Origin of the sequence: Sinorhizobium meliloti, from assembly GCF_017876815.1 — a bacterium.
GTDB lineage: Bacteria > Pseudomonadota > Alphaproteobacteria > Rhizobiales > Rhizobiaceae > Sinorhizobium > Sinorhizobium meliloti.
Map to the genome: position 1 here is coordinate 368,342 of NZ_JAGIOS010000002.1, position 16,821 is coordinate 385,162.

Here is a 16,821-nt window from a genome sequence, read left to right on the forward strand (position 1 = left end):
CAAGCTGCGTCAACGGAGAGAAAGAGGGGACCCGAATGTATGAATTCGCCATTGCCTGGGAATGGCTGGCCTTCGCCGTACGCTGGCTGCATGTCGTCACCGCCATCGCCTGGATCGGCTCGTCCTTCTATTTCATCGCGCTCGATCTCGGTCTCGTAAAGCGCGACCAGCTGCCCCCGGGCACCTATGGCGAGGAATGGCAGGTCCATGGCGGGGGTTTCTATCACATCCAGAAATATCTGGTGGCGCCAGCCGCCATGCCGGAGCACCTCACCTGGTTCAAGTGGGAGTCCTACGCGACCTGGCTCTCGGGCTTCGCCATGCTCTGCATCGTCTATTATGGCGGCGCCGACCTCTTTCTCATAGACCGGCATGTCCTGGACATTTCGGCGACGACCGCGATCCTGATCTCGCTTGCCTCGCTCGGTCTCGGCTGGGTCCTCTATGACCTTCTCTGCAAGTCACCGATCGGGAAAAGCGCCTGGGGACTGATGGCACTGCTCTATCTGGTACTGGTCGCCATGGCCTGGGGTTATACCCAGGTCTTCACCGGCCGCGCCGCCTTCCTGCATCTCGGCGCCTTCACCGCCACGATCATGTCGGCCAACGTCTTCCTGATCATCATCCCCAACCAGAAGATCGTCGTCGCCGACCTGATCGCCGGCCGCATGCCGGATCCAAGACTCGGCGCCCAGGCGAAGCAGCGCTCGCTGCACAACAACTACCTGACGCTGCCCGTCATCTTCTTCATGCTCTCAAACCATTATCCGCTCGCCTTCGCGACGGCTTTCAACTGGATCATCGCAGCGCTCGTCTTCCTGATGGGCGTTACGATCCGTCATTGGTTCAACACCACGCATGCGCGCAAGGGCAGGCCCACCTGGACCTGGCTTGTCACCACGCTTCTGTTCATCCTGATCATGTGGCTCTCGACCGCGCCGAAAATACTGACGGGAGAAGAACGGGCCGACACGGCACCGGCCTTCCGGCGCTTTGCCGAAAACGCGCATTTTCCCGCAATCAAGGAGACGATCTCGACCCGCTGCAGCATGTGCCACGCGGCCGAGCCGGCCTATGAAGGAATTGTGCGGGCTCCGAACGGCGTCACGCTCGAAAGCGACGCCGAGATTGCTGCCCGCGCGCGGGAAATCTATATCCAGGCGGGGCGCAGCCATGCCATGCCGCCCGGCAACATAAGCGACATGACGGCGGAAGAGCGCAGGCTGGTGACGGCCTGGTTCGAAAGCGCCGTCGGGGAGACACGATGACATCCACCCTCATTCGCGGCCGCCTGCTGAGCTTCCATCGCGAACCTCAAGGTATCGACGACAGTGCTGCCTATGCCTACGAAAGCGACGGCGCGCTTCTCGTCGAGAACGGGGTGATCAAGGCATCCGGCTCCTATGCAGCGGTCAAGGCGGCAGCGCCTGAGGAGGTCCCCGAGATCGACCACCGCCCGCACCTGATCGTGCCGGGCCTCATCGACACGCATCTGCATTTTCCGCAGATGCAGGTGATGGCCTCCTACGCGGCCGATCTGCTCGAATGGCTGAACACCTACACCTTTCCCGAGGAATGCCGTTTCGTCGAGACGGCGCATGCGGAGCGGATCGCCCGCCATTTCTTCGACGAGATGATCCGCCACGGCACGACGACGGCGACGGCCTACTGTTCGGTGCACAAGACCTCCGCCGACGCCTTCTTCGCCGAGAGCCTGAAGCGCGGCATGTGCATGGTCGCAGGCAAGGTGATGATGGACCGCAATGCGCCGCAGGGCCTGCTCGACACGCCGGAGATGAGCTATGACGAGACCCGCGCCCTCATCGCCGACTGGCACGGCAAAGGCCGCAACCATGTGGCTATCACCCCCCGTTTCGCCATCACTTCCACGCCGGAGCAGATGGAGGTCGCGAAATCTCTCGTCGGCGAATTTCCCGACCTGCATGTGCAGACGCATCTCTCCGAGAACCGTGACGAAATCGCCTACACCTCGGAACTCTATCCGGAGGCGACCGACTATACCGACGTCTACGCCCGCTACGGGCTGCTGGGGCCGAAAAGCCTGTTCGGACATTGCATCCACCTCTCCGAGCGCGAGGCGGATGCGATGAGCGAGACCGGCTCGGTCGCCGTCTTCTGCCCGACGTCCAATCTCTTCCTCGGCTCCGGCCTTTTTCCCCTGCGGGCGCTCAAGCGCCGGCAAAAACCGGTGCGCGTTTCCGTCGCCTCGGACATCGGCGGCGGCACCAGCTACTCGATGCTGAAGACGCTCGACGAGGCCTACAAGATCCTGCAGTTGCAGGGCGAAAGGCTGAACCCCTTCGACAGCTTCTACATGATGACCCGCGGCAATGCCGAGGCGCTATCTCTCGCCGACCGTATCGGCACGCTGGAGCCCGGCACCGATGCGGACATTGCGGTACTCGACATGGCGGCAACGCCTGCAATGGCGCTCAGAGCCGAAGTGGTCAATTCGCTGGCCGACGAACTCTTTCTCCTGCAGACGATGGGCGACGACCGCGCCGTCGTCGAGACCTACGTCGCCGGCAAGCCCTGCAAATCAACCCTTGGCGCAACCTGAGCAGAGATGAAAACGAGAGGTAAGATTTTTTGACCTCTCGCTTTCTGCAACTATTACAAGCCCTCCGAAATCATGATAAGGGCTCGGCTGTCATTCACTCGATGAGGCCGATCCATGACGCAGATTCTCGAAATACGGGACCTGAAGGCCCTGGCCAGACGGCGCGTGCCGAAGCTTTTCTTCGATTATGCGGACAGCGGCGCATGGACGGAGGGAACCTACCGCGCCAACGAGGAGGATTTCGCCGGGATCAAGCTGCGCCAGCGGGTGCTGGTCGACATGTCCGACCGGTCGCTCGAAACGACGATGATCGGACAGAAGGTCTCGATGCCGGTCGCGCTCGCCCCCACCGGCCTGACGGGCATGCAGCATGCCGACGGCGAGATGCTGGCGGCTCAGGCGGCCGAGGCGTTCGGCGTCCCGTTCACGCTCTCGACCATGAGCATCTGCTCGATCGAGGACGTCGCCTCGGTGACGACGAAGCCGTTTTGGTTCCAGCTCTATGTCATGCGCGAGCGCCAGTTCGTGCTCGATCTGATCGACCGGGCCAAGGCCGCGAAGTGTTCCGCGCTCGTCCTGACGCTCGACCTGCAGATCCTCGGCCAGCGCCATAAGGACCTTCGCAACGGCCTGTCCGCGCCGCCGCGACTGACGCCGAAACACCTCTGGATGATGGCGACGCGGCCCGGCTGGTGCATGAAGATGCTCGGCACCAACCGCCGCACCTTCCGCAACATCGTCGGCCACGCCAAGAGCGTCGCCGACCTCTCCTCGCTTCAGGCCTGGACGAACGAGCAGTTCGACCCGCAGCTTTCCTGGAAGGACGTCGAGTGGATCAAGGAGCGCTGGGGCGGTCCGCTGATCCTCAAGGGCATTCTCGATCCGGAAGACGCAAAAATGGCGGCGAAGACCGGCGCCGACGCAATCATCGTCTCGAACCACGGCGGCCGCCAGCTCGACGGCGCGCATTCCTCGATCAGCATGCTGCCGCGCATCGTTGAGGCCGTCGGCGACCAGATCGAGGTACACCTCGACGGCGGCATTCGTTCCGGCCAGGACGTCCTGAAGGCGATCGCGCTCGGTGCGAAAGGCACCTATATCGGCCGCCCCTTCCTCTACGGCCTCGGCGCGCTCGGCAAGGAAGGCGTGACACTCGCGCTCGACATCATCCGCAAGGAGATGGACACGACCATGGCGCTCTGCGGCAAACGCCGCATCACCGAGGTCGGCCGCGACATCATCGCCGAGTAGCAGGCAGGAAGCGTGTAGCGGTTTTCCATCGGAAGTGCGTAGCTTCAAAGACTTAGAGCAGAACCGCACGTTCAGCAAACGGGCAACATCATCAGAGAGCCTATGTCACCTGCCTTGACCTCGGCGAAGCCGGAGCCCCCTTCACCCGGGGCCGGTCGATGGCGTGACCCTCGAAAATCTCGGGTCCGAGCGCGGTAGCCGGTTACGGGCGATATTGGGCAGAGAGCCTTGAGAATGGTCGACACTCATGCGTGCTCCAATGCGAATGTCGCTGTTGCCTCGTCGGTGACGAGGACATTGACCAGGCCGGCGCGAAGCACGCCAAGGACGACGTTGAATTTTTCGCTACCGGCCGCGATGCCGATAGCCTTTCCACTCGTCTTCAGATCGGAAAGCGAAAGGCCGATCGTGCGGGCATCCAATTCCGCGTCGACGATCTCGCCATTGACATCGATGAAACGGCCAAGGACATCGCCCACCGCACCTTTTGAAAGAAGCGTCGCCAGTTCGTCCCTCAAAATGTTGCCCGAGCGGACAAGGACCGATTCTTCGCTCAGGCTTCCGCAAGAAAAAATGAGAATTTGTGCCGAGCGCGCCTTGGTCAGAACATCGGCGACGATCCGGTCGCGTTCGAGCACCTCACGGGTGACGCGCTGGCCGACAATTGCCGGCACTGGCAGCGGCACAAGGCGGGCACCTGCCTTGCGTGCGAAGATCCCGGCGACATCGTTATGATACGTGACGCCGGAAATGGGTGCGACCGTTCCATTGATCTGTACGACCTCGCCGCCATCGCTCCATTGAAGCGGAAGCCAATGGGCAACGGCGCCCATCGTACGCCCCCAGGAAACGCCCACGGTTGCGCCATTGGATTTGATAGAAGCAATGTACTGGCCGGCGGCTTGAGCGACGGTGTCCAAACTCTGCGCCTGTTCGCCGTCGCTGGAAACCACGACGGAATCGTTCAGGTTGAAGGTTTGTTGCAAGGCGGTTTCCAGGTCGGGGCGGCGCGGCGAGCGTGGAATGATTTCGATGCGCACGATGCCGAGGTCGCGCGCCTCCTGCAGGAGACGGCTAACCTGCCAGCGGTTCAACCCGGTCTCAGCAGCGATTTCCGACTGATTCAGTTCCTGTTGGTAGGTCATGCGCGCAACCTTGACCATCAGGTGCTCGCGGCTTTCGTCCATCGGCAGGCGATTGCTGACGCGTTCGCTTTCGTCTTTCATACTCTCTCCGTCCGTGTGCTTTCGACGTTACCGGAAAGCCTATGGAAGACGGGCGTCAGGACATCCGTTGCTTCGCGGTAGTCGGCAAACATAGCGAGATATTGTCTGTGACGATTGAAATCAGGCGTTCTTTTCACGACAGGCGCGCGCAACGCATGCGCCGCGGTCGTCAGGTCTGGAAACAGTCCAAGCGCCACCGTACAGGCGACGGCGCCGCCATGCAGCGAAAGGTTGTCATCGAGCGCAAGCTCCACGGGCTTACCTATTGCATCGATGGTTGCTTCGAGCCAGAGACGGTTTTTCATGATGCCGCCAGACATGACGATCCGGTCGATCGCCACCCCTTGCTTTTCCAGATCGAAGACGACATTCGCCGCCCCGAGTGCGACCGCAGTCACAGTAGCACGGTAGATGCTGGCCCGGTCGTGAGACAGCGACAAACCCAAAAAGGCGCCCCGCAGCCGTGCATCCCGGTAGGGTGTACGGTTGCCCATCCAATAATCCAGCGCCAGGAGCCCGGTGGAATCCGGCTCGATTGCGTCAGCGGCCGCGCAAAGTGATCGGAAGCCGGCATCATCAAGCCCGAAGATGGTGTTGCTCAGCCACTGAAGAATGGAACCAGCCGAGACCTGGCCGCCCTCGATCATTCGCAAGCCGGGCGTCAAGGCGTTGGGGTAAGGACCCCAGACCCCGCGGATATTACGCCCGTCATCCGGTACCTGCGTGAGGTGGACATTCGATGTCCCGCCGATGAACAGCATGGAGCCTGGCGTCACCGCGTCGGCACCGAATGTTCCCATATGCGCGTCTATGCCACCCTGCACCACGACAGGATTACCCGGAATGCCAAGCGTACGTGCCATCTCGGGAAGCATGGGAGCGACGACGTCCCCGATGTCCACAATTCGCTGCGGAAGCTTGGCACCAAGGTCCGGCACGCCGAGCAGAGCATAGAGATCCTCGCAGAATTTGCGGTTCCGGCTATCGTAGTTCCACTTGCATGTGGCATTCATCAGAGAGCCGGCCCATACACCGGTTAACCTGTGATTGACGAAATCCAGAGCCTCGCAAATGACTTCCGTGCGCGCCCAGAGGTCCGGCTTTCGGCGCGCGAACCACATGGCTTTCGGGACCAGCCACTCGACCGCATCCGAACCACCGCTGTCTGCGAGAATGGGGTGGTCCACGGTTTCAGTGAACGCGGCTTCGTCGGCCGCGCGTGCGTCCATCCAGAGGACGGCAGGGGCAATCGGCTTGCCAGACCGGTCGCAGAGTACAACCGTCGAGGCGAAGGTCGCTACACAAACCGCAGCGATATCGGGCGAACCGGCCTTTGCAACGACATCGGGGACGAGCGAGACGAGCGCGGTCATCCAGTCTTCAGGATTCTGCTCGGCGCGGTTGGGCGGAAGATGCTGCGTTCTGTAAGTCGCCTCGCCACGCGCAACGATGTGGTTCGTCTGCGTGTCGAAGATCGCTGCCCTCGCGCCGCCGGTTCCAAAATCCAGACTGAGAACTGCGACCATCCCTAACTTGCCTCCCTGTTTGCCCCACCGTCTCCCGAACGATCAGGGGCGGAACAGCACTTTTGAGAAGTGCAGGTCCTTCGCCGCGAAGCGCTGAAAGATACCAGGCAGTTCGGCAAGGTCGAGATCATGCGAGATCATGAATTCCCACTTCAGTTCCCCGGTCGCGAATTTTTGGACGGTTGTCGTCCACTGCGGGCCGGGAAAAGGCGCACCGAAACTGTTCCACGAGCCGTGCAGTGAAACTTCCTGACGCAGGAATCTCTGGAACGTCGCGTTCGACAGCTTCACATCGGGGACAGGTATCCCGATAAACGTGACATGTCCGCCCGGCGCAGCCAGCATGACGGCAGCGTTGATCGTCGAATCGATACCGACGGCCTCGATCACAAGATCGGCTCGTTCCTTGTTGTCGGCAAAATCGGCAGACAGGATGCATAGATCGGCGCCCGCCTGACGCGCCAAGGCGAGTTTCTCTTCCGTGACATCGACGGCGATCACTCTCGAGGCCCCCATGATGCGCATCCACTGGATCGCGAACAGACCGATCGGGCCGCACCCGACGACGGCCCCGGTCTGGCCGGCCGTTATACCGCCGGCCTTCCAGATGGCATGGAGAGCGATCGAGGCAGGGTCGGTCATGGCGATAGCCCTGGGATCGACGTGCTGCGGTGTCTTGATGAGATTTTCGACGGGGACGGCGACAAATTCCGCATAAGCGCCGTCGCGGCGGCTACCGAAGTAATCATAGTCGCGGCATCGGGAAAAATTGCCTGTCTTGCATTCTATGCATTGATTGCACGGCATCAGCGGCGCAATAGCGGTCAGCTCGCCGATTTCCCAGCCTTCGACGTTTTCACCGAGCGCATGGATATGGCCGGAAAACTCGTGGCCTGTGATGAGAGGCATCTTCCATGCGCCCTTGACCAGCATGCGGGGCAGATCCGACCCACACACGCCGACGGATGCGACGCGCAGCAGGACCTCTCCGGGGCCGGCCACCGGCTTTGGCCGCTTTTCAAGCCGTATATCGCCCGGGGCGTGGAGCACGATGGCTCGCATGGCGTCTCCTGTTAGCATCTGCGTCATTTGGTTACCTTTGCTAGGACAGCTGTCGTGACAATTAATCACATGCGGGAATTTTCGCGACGTGGACCGGTCGAAGGGCGGCCTTCATGCCGCCCGTCTCATTAAGCTGGGCTCTGTAACTGTTACGTCGTTATCTGCCGGAGAATGATTTCATCGCTTCAGAGAGCCGGTGCTGTACTGCAACAGCATGGCAACGACGATGATCGCTCCCATATAAACCTGCTGGTGATAGCCGGGCACGCCTGCAAGGTTCATGATGTTGGTGATAATTCCCATGACCAAAGCGCCAAGCAGCGTGTTGATGACGCCGCCCTTCCCGCCCATCAGGCTCGCCCCACCGATGACGACGGCGGCGATCACATTGAGTTCGGCCCCGATGCCGACCTGAGCAGAGCCGACGCCTGTGCGGCTCGCGGCGATGATACCTGCCAAACCGGCGAGCAAACCGGAGATCACATAGACGGCGACGATATAGCGCGGGACGGCGATACCGGAGAGTCGGACAGCCTCCTCGTTGGAACCGATTGCCGTAATGACGCGTCCGAACCGGGTGAAGTTGAGGACGACACCGCCGGCGATATAGATTGCGAACATCAAAATGACTGGTTGGGGAATGCCCAGCACGAAGCCGGAACCGAAACTGCTGAAAGCTGCGCCCGCATCGCTGAGCGGAATTGGTCGCCCCTCGGAAATGATGAGGGAAAGGCCGCGCGCGACTGCCATCATGGCAAGCGACATGACAAAGGACGGCAGCCTGAGATACGCGATGAAACCGCCCGTTACCAGGCCGCAGGCAGCGCCGCACAACAAGACAAGAAAAATGGTCGCCCCGGTGCCATAGCCTAACATCGCGCAGAAGTAGCCCGTGAGTACGGAACCCAGGGCCATGACCGATCCAACCGAAAGGTCAATGCCGCGCGTCAGGATGACGAACAGCATGCCGACGGCCATGATGCCGGCTGTCGAGGCAACCTGCCGCAATACGTTGAGGAGGTTGCCGCGAGTGAGAAAACTGTCCGACCACCAGGTCGCTACGGCGACGAGCACGAGAAAGATGGCCAGGGTCCCGAAACGCTGAACGATGGAGTGATAGTCGACAAAACCCTTCTGTTCCGGCGGCGTCACTGTGTCTGTTGTGTGGGTCATACCTGGCTGCCTTGGTTGCTCGCTCTGGCTCCGCCCATCATCGACAGGCCAAGCAGATTTTCTTCCGAGTAGTTGCTGGGTGTCAGTTCGCCTCGGATCTGCCCCTGGCCCATTGCCAGAACGCGATCGCAAAGACCAAAGAGTTCCTGATGTTCTGAGGAAATCACCAGAACTGCCTTGCCGTCTTCGGCGAGCTTGTTGATCAGAGCATAGATCTCGGCCTTCGCGCCGACATCGACGCCGCGTGTGGGTTCGTCCAGAATGATAACGTCGCCACCGGCGTGAAACCATTTCGCCAGCACGACCTTCTGCTGATTGCCGCCCGACAGACTGGAAACCGGTGCATCGATACTGGAAGCCTTGAGCCGCAAGCTCTTGCCAAGTGCGGTGACGTCGGTGCGCTCCAAGGCTGGCTTGAGGAAGCCCAAGGCATTCACGACCGACGACATCCTGGCCATCGTTGCATTGACGCGGATCGGCTTGTCGATGACGACGCCGTGCTCCTTGCGGTCTTCCGGGACGAGCCCGATACCGGCCTTCACCGCGTCTCTGGGCGATTTGAGTTTGAGGGCCTTCCCTTTGAGGCTGATCGTGCCGCTGTCCAGCGGATCAGCGCCGAAAATCGCGCGTGCGACTTCCGTGCGGCCTGATCCGATCAGGCCTCCAAGCCCGACGATCTCGCCGGCGCGGACAGAAAAGCTGACATCGCGAACCATCCGGTCCGCATTGAGTTTTTTCACGTTGAGCAGTTCGGCGCCGATGGTGCGCTGCGAGCGCTCCGGGAACATGTTGGCGATTGGCCGGCCGACCATCATGCGAATGATATCGTCGATCTTGACGTCCGTCGTCGCGACTGTTCCGACCGTCTCCCCATCCTTCATTACTGTCATTCGATCCGCGATATCGAACACTTCATCGAGGCGATGCGAAATATAGACGATGCCGACTCCACGATCGCGCAGGCCCCGGATGATCTGGTGCAGTTTCATCGCATCCTGAGCACCGAGCACTGCGGTCGGTTCGTCGAAGACGATGATCTTGATGTCCTGCGAAAGCGCCTTGGCGATCTCGACCACCTGCTGGTGGGCGACGGACAGGGTGCCGACAAGGCGCCCGGGATCGATATCGAAACCCAGACGGTCGATCAGCTGTTTTGCACGTCTTCGCAGGCTGAATCGGGAAATAAGGGTCGGTAGCTCTCCAAGAAAAATGTTTTCTGCCACGCTGAGATCAGGGGCAAGGGCAAGCTCCTGGTGGATCACGACGATGCCAAGTGCGCGTGCGTCTCGAGGATCGCGAAGCTCGGTCCGCTTTCCATTAATGACGACCTCTCCCTGGCTGGGGATAATCTCGCCGCCCAGAACGCGCATAAGGGTGGATTTTCCAGCACCGTTCTCGCCGAGAAGGGCATGAACCTCCCCCGGCCACACGTCGAAATTCACGGACCGAAGCGCGTGAATGCCCCCGAAGGACTTGGAGATTGATTTCAGATTGGCAAGTTCGGTCACCATGGCCCTCCTAACAATGGCTGCAGACAACGAGGCAGGAGCCCCGTTGTCCAGTCCGCGGCGGCTTTGCAGCCTCCTGGGAGGAGCAGATCAGAAAACGGCGTCGGCGCGATAATATTTGTCGACGTTTTCTTTGGTGATGACGGCCGGTGTCGTCAGATTGAGCTTCGGGAAGTCGGCTGGCAGTTCGCCGTTGACTGCTTTGAGCCCGATATCGACCGCGGTACGCGCGACCAGGTCCGGGTCGTTAAGCCCGGTTGCCCCGTATTTGCCTTCTTTGATCAGTGCCAATGCTTCCTTCTGGCCGTCCGCAGCGGCAAGCGCGAGAACATCTGTCTTGCCTTGTGCCTCGAGAGCCTTCATGGCGCCAAGCACCATCGAGTCGTTTTCGCCAAGAACGACATTGGCGTCCGGATGCGCGGTCAGGAGGTCTTCCATCGCGGCGAGGCCACCTTCATGGGCCCAGCCACCCCAGCCCTGGCCCACGACTTCGAAACTGACCTTGCCGTCGTTGACCAATTGGCCTTCGACAAGGCCCTTGAAAACGCCGAGGCGCCGATCGCGGCCCACTTCGTTACCCTTGTCGCCCGATAGAAGGATGATCTTCATCGGCTTGCCCTTCATGGCATTGGCAAGCCATTGGCCGACAAGCACACCGTTCTGGTCATTGGAAGAGCGAACCTGGGTGACGACGTTGGCCTTCGTGTTGATAGAGGAGTCCATGACGACGACCTTCACGCCAGCGGCCGTTGCAGCGTCTGCGGCCGCGACAAGGCCTTCCGGATCGCGCGGGTTGAGGATCAGCAGATTAACGCCGCGCGCCACCATGTCTTCCACGTCCGCGATCTGTTTGGTCATGTCGTTCTGGCCGTCGGCGCTGGTAACTTCACAACCGGCCTTTTTGGCCTGATCTTCCGCTGCCGCCACCTGAGCGGCGAAATAAGGTGCGCCAAGCGTGTACATAGCGATGCCAACCTTGCAGTCGGCGGCGTTTGCGATGCCAGCGGAAGCGACGCTCGCCATGAGGGCCAACATGCATCCTGCGATTGATTTCTTCATGGGTAACTCCTCCGATTTCCATGAGACAGGAAGCGGTTTCGGCTTCCATTCCGTAGTTTAATTACAAGCTTCGAGATTGGTCAAGCAAAATTAACCCCATTTTTGATACTATACCACATAAGTGACAAATCGTGCGCTGCAACAAGGCGATAATGCCCCACGTTTCGCCTGCGGCAGGCGCTGGGATTTGCGCTCGCAATTTTATTTGGTAGTTTTGCTACGAAATTAGAGAACAGGAGAAAAGTGTTGATATTGTTTGAGCCGGGAGTCTGTCAGGTCGATGTTGCAACAGGCCAGTTGAAGGGTGCGACGAACCGCTATGTCAAAACCTTCCGGGATCTTGCAGGGCTGTATCAGGACGAGAGCGCATATCAAGCGCTTATCGCAACCCGCGGTGATGATGTCGCCTATGAGGTTACGGACTACAAGCCATCGGCCAATGGGGGTGACATCATCATCGGCGTCACGCGCATGGAGCCTGGGAAGATCGGTGACGAGTATTTCATGACGCGGGGCCACATCCATGCGAGGCCCAATCGGCCGGAAATGTATTATGGCGAGGCTGGCGTAGGCGTGATGCTGCTGGAATCGCCCTATGGCGAGATTCGCACGATCGAGATACGCGCGAGGACTATGTGCTATGTGCCACCCTTTTGGATCCATCGTTCTGTCAACGTCGGCCTGGAACCACTTGTAATGACATTTTCCTATCCCGCGGATGCCGGTCAGGACTACGACGTCATTGCGAAGGCGGGGGGAATGCGGAGCCGTATTGTCGATGACGGGAACGGTGGATGGACCACAGTCGATAACGCCGGTTATTCAGGGAGACACCCATCGCTTGTAGAAGACATCATGTCGAGAGTTGACTGAAGACTGTCGGGGATCCTGTCTGGTGTTCCCCGTCACCGCTGGTTTGACCGCCTCATCCCTGTGCTCGTTGTCTAGCCCGGACACATAACTGACAGGTGTTCGGGGAGATGGCTGACACGTTCATACTGGCATGGATTGGCTTCGAGAGGAGGTTGTCCATGCCGTGGAAAGAGGTGCCGGTTATGGGAGAGAGGCAGGAATTTGTGCGGCTGGCGCTGGTCCGCTGATCCTCAAGGGCATTCTCGATCCGGAAGACGCAAAAATGGCGGCGAAGAGCGGCGCCGACGCAATCATCGTCTCGAACCACGGCGGCCGCCAGCTCGACGGGCGCGCATTCCTCGATCAGCATGCTGCCGCGCATCGTCGGGGCCGTCGGCGACCAGATCGAGGTACACCTCGACGGCGGCATTCGTTCCGGCCAGGACGTCCTGAAGGCGATCGCGCTCGGTGCGAAAGGCACCTATATCGGCCGCCCCTTCCTCTACGGCCTCGGCGCGCTCGGCAACTAAGGCGTGACACTCGCGCTCGACATCATCCGCAAGGAGATGGACACGACCATGGCGCTCTGCGGCAAACGCCGCATCACCGAGGTCGGCCGCGACATCATTGCGGATTAGAGCACTCAAGGAAAGCGTGTAGCGGTTTTCCGTCGGAAGTGCGTAGGTTCAAAGACTTAGAGCAGAACGGCACGTTCGGCAATTTGGCGAGAGGGTGAACATCCCTCGCAATAGGCCGTCTAGTGCTTGCCGCGAGTGCCGCATCGCGGGACGCTGAAGCCCGCGTGATCGAGAACGAGGTCCAATCGCTAAGGCAACCTATCCTGGAGAATAGATTTCCCCCCTCCGGGAGTTCTTATATTTTCCCTGCGTCACAACGCGCGAAAAACCAAAGCACCGCGACATTGCTCGCGACATTGGGGATCTCATGGGTAGCAGGACTGACAGTGTCGGCCATCACACGCGCATCCCCAATGATCCTGCGATTGTTGGCGGGGTCATATGTGAGCAGCGTCAGTCAACGAGCGCGCAATTATGAGCGCGCCTTGCTCCTGCAATTCCCGCGAGAGCGAGGCAGATGATTCAGCCGACGTGAGCGTAGACGGCGTGCGGCTTGCCGATCACACACCTGCAACCGAGATGTCGCGCGTTCTGCGGACAGCACCTATTCATCTCGCGGCGGATCCCTCCGGCGGTGCAATTGCTCATTGGAACCATGGCCCCCTGCATGACGTCGTCGAGCCCATGACCGACCACGTCGTCATGGCTTACAACGGCACGATACAGCGCATGGAACGACGGTCCGGAAGGTCGGTCGAGAGTGGCACGTTTCGTCGTGGGGTTGTGATAATAATCCCGGCTGGATCGAGCTCCCGCTGGGATATTCCGAAGCCGGTTGATGTCGTTCAGCTCTATCTCCCTCACACGACACTGACACGCATTGCCGAGGCAACCGATACTTTCACGCCGACCGATCTTCTGGAGCGAACGGCGCATCCGGACCCCATTACATCTCGGTTGCTCCTGAGCGCAGCCGATGTCCTGGAAGGCAATAGGGCACTGGATACACTTTTCAGGCAACAGCTGACTGATCTTCTGGCCACGCGCCTGCTGGCTGCACATACGGGCAAGGCGCCGAGCTATCAACCGGCGGTCGGCGGCCTGGCACCGAATGTGCTGCGCCGGGCCATCGAACGATTGCGGTCCGACGCCGATGCGGACGTCTCCCTCGCCGCCCTCGCAGCTGATTCCGGGCTGTCACGTTTTCATTTCTGTCGCGCTTTCAAGGAAAGCACGGGGCTCTCACCGCACAACTGGCTGCGTCAATATCGGCTTGAGCAAGCCATAAACATGCTGCGCAATCCTGCAAATTCGGTCGCCTCGGTCGCAGCCTCTCTCGGTTATAACTCGCAAACAGCATTTGCAGCTGCGTTCCGCAAATTGACCGGCGAAACACCGACCGAGTGGCGGCGCAGCCACGGCTGACGGTTAAGTTCCTCTCGTCCTCGTTTCACATTTCGAAACAGCGCGTTTTTCTACGATTCAATCGGCTCGACCGCGTGACGACTATGCCCGCACGCCCGCGGGTATGGCTCGGCCGCATTCCCGTTTTTCCTGCGCCTCCAGTCTCGGCCACTCTTTCGAAAGCAGACCGATAGCGACCGGCCTATGTGCGTCGGCGCAATCGCTTAACCGCAATTGCGCTTTAATGGCGCCAATCCCTCTGGCGCAGCCGCAGTTCTGCTCCGCTAAACCATCATTGCGCCCATGCCACTTGATCCTGGCGAAACACGGGATGGTCTGGGCTCGGACTGCGGGTCGATTGCGGTGCGGCGACCTGGAGTGGCCAGCATGGCCGATTTTAGCCACTGCCCCTTCACTTCGATGGGCGGCGTAAAACAAACATGTGCAAAGGATCAATGCAATGACCTCCATTACAACCAGCGACGGCGTTCAGATTTTCTACAAGGACTGGGGACCGAAGTCCGCGCAACCCATCGTCTTTCACCATGGCTGGCCGCTCAGCTCTGATGATTGGGATAATCAAATGCTCTTCTTCCTCGGCAGAGGCTTTCGCGTGATCGCTCACGATCGCCGCGGTCATGGCCGATCAAGCCAGGCGAGCGAGGGTCACGACATGGATCACTACGTATCCGACGTCGCCGCACTGATCGACCACCTCGATCTTCGTAACGCGATCCATGTCGGTCACTCGACCGGCGGCGGTGAAGCCGCGCGGTATGTCGCGCGCTTTGGCAAGAACCGCGTTGCCAAACTCATTATGATTGCGGCAGTGCCGCCTTTGATGCTGAAGACCGCCACAAATCCCGGCGGTCTACCGCCCGAAGTATTCGACGGACTACGCAGCCAACTGGCCGCCAATCGTTCGCAGTTCTATCGCGATTTTCCGAGTGGTCCATTCTACGGCTACAACCGCCCGGGTGCCGAACCTTCGCAAGCGGTCATCTCAAATTGGTGGCGTCAGGGCATGATGGGCGGCGCCAAAGCGCATTACGAAGGTATCAAGGCATTCTCGGAGACTGATTTCACCGAAGACCTGAAGAGCATCTCCGTGCCGACGTTGGTGTTGCATGGCGATGACGACCAGATCGTTCCGATCGGCACCTCCTCTCCGTTATCGGCGAAGCTGATTAAGGCCGCGACACTGAAGATCTACGAGAAGCTGCCGCATGGGCTGTGCACGACCCATGCAGATATCGTCAACGCCGACATACTGGCCTTCGTCACGGCCTGAGCAACCTCACTTCACCAACCCGCGCGCCATCGATCGTCTCCCATCCGGAGCGGCAACGGCGGCGCGCGCCCTTCGAAACCACAGGACACGGAGTAAACATTATGAGACTTGTGATTGTAGGCGCCGGTTTCGCCGGCATGTACGCCGCACTTTCCGCAGCCCGTCTGCGCGATATCGAAGGCGTCTCGCCCGAAGAGCTTGAAATCGCGCTGGTATCCCCGGAACCGACGCTTGTCATCCGCCCACGGCTTTACGAGCCGAACCCCGAGACCCTGACGGCGCCTTTGCAGAATGTATTTGACGCCGTCGATATCGCCTACGTGCAGGGTAGTGTTGACGCGATTGATACGAAGGCCTGCACCGTAGAGGTCGTCAATGCCGAGGGTGAACGAAAGACTCTTCAGTATCATCGCCTTGTGCTCGCCACCGGCAGCCGGTTGTTCCGTCCGAATATTCCGGGCCTCGCCGAATACGCCTTCAGCATCGACAATGTCGATGACGCCATTGCCCTCGATCGCCATCTCCACGAGCTTGCGAAGATGCCGGCCTCGGCCGCGCGTGACACCATCGTCGTTGCCGGCGCCGGCTTCACAGGTATCGAGGCGGCGACCGAGATGCCTTCGCGGCTGCGGACCCTATTCGACAAAACCGCCAATCCGCGCGTCATCATCATCGACCGCAGCAGCGCGGTCGCCCCTGACATGGGTGAAGGCGCTCGCCCGATCATTGAGGACGCGCTGCGCAGGCTCGGCGTAGAGACGCGGCTCAACGCCGGAGTTTCATCGCTCGACAAGTCCGGAGTCACGCTGAGTACTGGCGAGCATATCGAAACCATGACGGTGATCTGGGCGGCAGGCATGCGGGCCAATCCGGTTACCACTAAAATTCCCGGCGAACGTGACAAGTTCGACCGGCTGCTGGTCGACGGCTGCCTGCGTGTACCGTCCGTGCCAGGCGTCTTCGCCACCGGGGATGCCGCGCGCGCTGCTTGCGACGACTGCGGCAACTACGCACTGATGTCGTGCCAGCACGCCACACGCATGGGCGCCTTCGCGGGCAACAATGCCGCTGCCGAACTGTTAGGCGTACCGCCACGGCAATATCATCAGAAAGCCTATGTCACCTGCCTTGACCTCGGCGATGCCGGAGCCCTTTTTACCCGGGGCTGGGATCGCGAGGTGGAGATGGTCGGCGAAAAAGCGAAGGCGACGAAGCAGGAGATCAACACTGTCTGGATCTATCCGCCGGAGCCCGAGCGTGCCGCGGCACTGGCTTCCGCCGATCCGGAGCGTGTGACGGACCTCTGATCG

At 60.2% G+C, this 16,821-nt stretch carries 13 protein-coding genes and 1 pseudogene; 8 read left to right on the forward strand and 6 right to left on the reverse strand.

All coding sequences use genetic code 11. The annotated features are described in order from the left end of the window. Positions 1-35: 35 nt before the first annotated feature. The 3 genes from JOH52_RS20575 (at position 36) to JOH52_RS20585 (ending at position 3,832) form a co-directional block, all read left to right on the forward strand. Positions 36-1,268 (forward strand): urate hydroxylase PuuD, encoded by a 1,233-nt coding sequence (locus tag JOH52_RS20575; protein ID WP_013850523.1) that lies wholly within the window; start codon positions 36-38, stop codon positions 1,266-1,268. Next, a complete protein-coding gene (gene guaD / locus JOH52_RS20580; RefSeq protein ID WP_013850522.1) occupies positions 1,265-2,581 on the forward strand; it encodes a guanine deaminase in 1,317 nt (438 codons plus the stop codon). Before JOH52_RS20575 ends, guaD begins: the two co-directional genes overlap by 4 nt. Positions 2,582-2,695: 114 nt before the next feature. Beyond that, positions 2,696-3,832, forward strand: coding sequence for an alpha-hydroxy acid oxidase (locus JOH52_RS20585; protein ID WP_013850521.1), 1,137 nt, complete (start codon positions 2,696-2,698; stop codon positions 3,830-3,832). A 245-nt stretch (positions 3,833-4,077) separates the two neighbouring features. On the opposite strand, the gene JOH52_RS20590 is transcribed toward JOH52_RS20585, so the two are convergent. The 6 genes from JOH52_RS20590 to JOH52_RS20615 form a co-directional block, all read right to left on the reverse strand. Continuing rightward, a complete protein-coding gene (locus JOH52_RS20590) occupies positions 4,078-5,058 on the reverse strand; it encodes a sugar-binding transcriptional regulator (protein ID WP_010975976.1) in 981 nt (326 codons plus the stop codon). Beyond that, positions 5,055-6,584 (reverse strand): FGGY-family carbohydrate kinase, encoded by a 1,530-nt coding sequence (locus JOH52_RS20595; RefSeq protein WP_014530287.1) that lies wholly within the window; start codon positions 6,582-6,584, stop codon positions 5,055-5,057. Before JOH52_RS20595 ends, JOH52_RS20590 begins: the two co-directional genes overlap by 4 nt. A 42-nt stretch (positions 6,585-6,626) precedes the next feature. Beyond that, a complete protein-coding gene (locus JOH52_RS20600) occupies positions 6,627-7,646 on the reverse strand; it encodes a galactitol-1-phosphate 5-dehydrogenase (RefSeq protein WP_013850519.1) in 1,020 nt (339 codons plus the stop codon). A 177-nt stretch (positions 7,647-7,823) separates the two neighbouring features. Continuing rightward, on the reverse strand, positions 7,824-8,819 hold the full coding sequence (locus JOH52_RS20605) for an ABC transporter permease (RefSeq protein WP_014530286.1): 996 nt from the start codon (positions 8,817-8,819) through the stop codon (positions 7,824-7,826). After that, a complete protein-coding gene (locus tag JOH52_RS20610) occupies positions 8,816-10,330 on the reverse strand; it encodes a sugar ABC transporter ATP-binding protein (RefSeq protein ID WP_107010491.1) in 1,515 nt (504 codons plus the stop codon). Before JOH52_RS20610 ends, JOH52_RS20605 begins: the two co-directional genes overlap by 4 nt. An 87-nt stretch (positions 10,331-10,417) precedes the next feature. Then, a complete protein-coding gene (locus JOH52_RS20615) occupies positions 10,418-11,386 on the reverse strand; it encodes a sugar ABC transporter substrate-binding protein (RefSeq protein ID WP_014530284.1) in 969 nt (322 codons plus the stop codon). A gap of 246 nt (positions 11,387-11,632) precedes the next feature. Between JOH52_RS20615 and JOH52_RS20620 the strand changes: the two genes are divergently transcribed. The 5 genes and pseudogenes from JOH52_RS20620 (at position 11,633) to JOH52_RS20640 (ending at position 16,818) form a co-directional block, all read left to right on the forward strand. Beyond that, on the forward strand, positions 11,633-12,259 hold the full coding sequence (locus JOH52_RS20620; protein WP_041862639.1) for a glucose-6-phosphate isomerase: 627 nt from the start codon (positions 11,633-11,635) through the stop codon (positions 12,257-12,259). Between the two features lie 217 nt (positions 12,260-12,476). Beyond that, positions 12,477-12,876 (forward strand): annotated as a pseudogene (locus JOH52_RS20625) (alpha-hydroxy-acid oxidizing protein); the annotation flags it as partial. A 414-nt stretch (positions 12,877-13,290) separates the two neighbouring features. Continuing rightward, positions 13,291-14,241 (forward strand): helix-turn-helix domain-containing protein, encoded by a 951-nt coding sequence (locus tag JOH52_RS20630; protein ID WP_013850515.1) that lies wholly within the window; start codon positions 13,291-13,293, stop codon positions 14,239-14,241. Positions 14,242-14,680: 439 nt separating this feature from the next. Beyond that, positions 14,681-15,511, forward strand: coding sequence for an alpha/beta fold hydrolase (locus JOH52_RS20635; protein ID WP_014530280.1), 831 nt, complete (start codon positions 14,681-14,683; stop codon positions 15,509-15,511). 101 nt (positions 15,512-15,612) lie between these two features. Next, the gene (locus JOH52_RS20640) at positions 15,613-16,818 is read left to right on the forward strand and encodes an NAD(P)/FAD-dependent oxidoreductase (RefSeq protein WP_014530279.1); all 1,206 of its coding nucleotides are present in this window, start codon (positions 15,613-15,615) and stop codon (positions 16,816-16,818) included. The last annotated feature ends 3 nt before the right edge of the window (positions 16,819-16,821 follow it).